Below are 1,531 nucleotides of genomic sequence, written 5' to 3' on the forward strand. Positions count from 1 at the left end.
GGCCGCCGTGCTCGACGCCGCGCGGCGGGAAACCGAGGCCGAGGTCGGCTTCCGGCGTCGTCTGAAGGCGAAGATGGCCGGTCCTCGGGCGAGCGCCGCCGTGCTCGCCGTTCTCCCCCTGGTGTGCCTGCTGCTCGGCGAAGCGATGGGGGCGAGCCCGCTCGGCGTCCTCACCGGGACCGGTGCCGGTCAGCTGCTGCTCGTCCTGGGCAGCGGACTGATCTGGGCGGGAACGGCCTGGTGCCGGGCACTCACCGGGCGGGTGGCCCCGTGCTGACCGGAGTGGCGTTGATCCTGCTGGGCGGTGCCGTCTTCTGCTGGCCCCGCCTCGGACCTGGAGCTACCGCGCGGCCAGGCCGTCTCCTCGCCCGGCTTCGGGGGCGGGCGGCCCGGGACCGCCGGGTCGGCGGTGTCTCCGAACTGCTCCGGTCGGCCGTCACCCTCGACCTTCTGTCCGCCTGCCTGGCGGGCGGGCTGCCGGTCCCTGTCGCGCTCGAAGCGGTCGTCCCGGCGGCGTCACCGAAGACCGCGGTGGCACTGCGTTCCGTGTCCTCGCATCTCGCCGTCGGAGTCGGGCCCGCCGAAGCCTGGGCGCCGGTGCGGGACCGGCCCGGTCTGGCCGAACTGTCCGTCGCCGCCGTCCGCACGGCGAGGGCCGGCACCGCTCTCGCCGAACACGCGAAAGACCTCGCGCGAAGACTGCGCGAGTCGCTCTCCGCCGAAGCCGAGGAACGCGCGGAACGGGCCGGAGTGCTGCTGGCGGCACCGATCGGCCTCTGCTTCCTCCCGGCGTTCCTCTGCCTCGGTGTCCTGCCCGTCGTGCTCGGCCTGGCCGGTCGTCTCGACGGCGTCCTCTGAAACGAAAGGCGATCTCCCATGCGCAAGTTCCCCACCTTCCGTGGAGACGACGGAACAGCGACCGTCGAATACGCCATCGCCATCGTGGCCGCCGCCGCGCTGGCCGTCGTGCTCTATCTGATCGTCACCAGCGACGCCGTCGCCGCCGGGCTCACCGCGCTCGTCGAGCGGGCCTTGTCGGTGAAGTTCTGATGCCACGCGACGACAGCGGATCCGTCACAGTGGAGGCCGCGCTCGGCATCGGCGCGCTGACTTTCGTCGCGGCCTTGCTGTTCGCCGGGATCGGGGTCGCCGCCGACCAGGTCCGCTGCACCGACGCGGCCCGCGAGGCGGCCAGGCTCCTCGCCCGTGGCCAGCCCGCCCGGGCCGAACAAGCGGTGCGGGAGATCGCGCCGCCCGGCGCACGGCTGGACGTCGTCCGCGAAGGCGACACCATCACCGCCGGTGTCGAGGCCGAACCGGTGGCCGGACTGCTGCCGGGCATCCGCCTGCGTTCCCGCGCCTTCGCGGTGGCCGAGCCGTGAGCTGCGACGATCGCGGCGTCGCGACCGCGTGGACGGCCTCGATCGTCGCCGCCCTGATCTGTATGGCGGCGTTCGTCTTCTGGCTCGGCGCGGCCGTCACGAGCAGGCACCGCGCCGAGGCAGCCGCCGATCTGGCGGCGCCCGCCGCG

The 1,531-nt window shown here is 74.0% G+C and carries 5 protein-coding genes; all 5 read left to right on the forward strand.

Annotated features, from left to right (window positions below):
- On the forward strand, window positions 1–277 hold a 277-nt coding region (locus CFP71_RS41115; RefSeq protein WP_425266650.1), incomplete at its 5' end, for a type II secretion system F family protein.
- Window positions 271–858: a type II secretion system F family protein gene (locus CFP71_RS41120; RefSeq protein ID WP_093939289.1), complete on the forward strand. Its 588-nt coding sequence runs from the start codon at window positions 271–273 to the stop codon at window positions 856–858. The genes CFP71_RS41115 and CFP71_RS41120, both read left to right, overlap by 7 nt.
- Before the next feature lie 18 nt (window positions 859–876).
- Window positions 877–1,050 carry a DUF4244 domain-containing protein gene (locus tag CFP71_RS41125; protein WP_093939287.1) on the forward strand — a complete coding sequence of 58 codons (174 nt, stop codon included), beginning with the start codon at window positions 877–879 and terminating at the stop codon, window positions 1,048–1,050.
- Window positions 1,050–1,382, forward strand: a complete 333-nt coding sequence (locus CFP71_RS41130) for a TadE family type IV pilus minor pilin (protein ID WP_093939288.1) — start codon at window positions 1,050–1,052, stop codon at window positions 1,380–1,382. Before CFP71_RS41125 ends, CFP71_RS41130 begins: the two co-directional genes overlap by 1 nt.
- Window positions 1,379–1,531: pilus assembly protein TadG-related protein (locus CFP71_RS45560; protein WP_341866911.1), on the forward strand; the 153-nt coding region annotated here is incomplete at its 3' end. The genes CFP71_RS41130 and CFP71_RS45560, both read left to right, overlap by 4 nt.

This window comes from Amycolatopsis thailandensis, from assembly GCF_002234405.1.
GTDB lineage: Bacteria > Actinomycetota > Actinomycetes > Mycobacteriales > Pseudonocardiaceae > Amycolatopsis > Amycolatopsis thailandensis.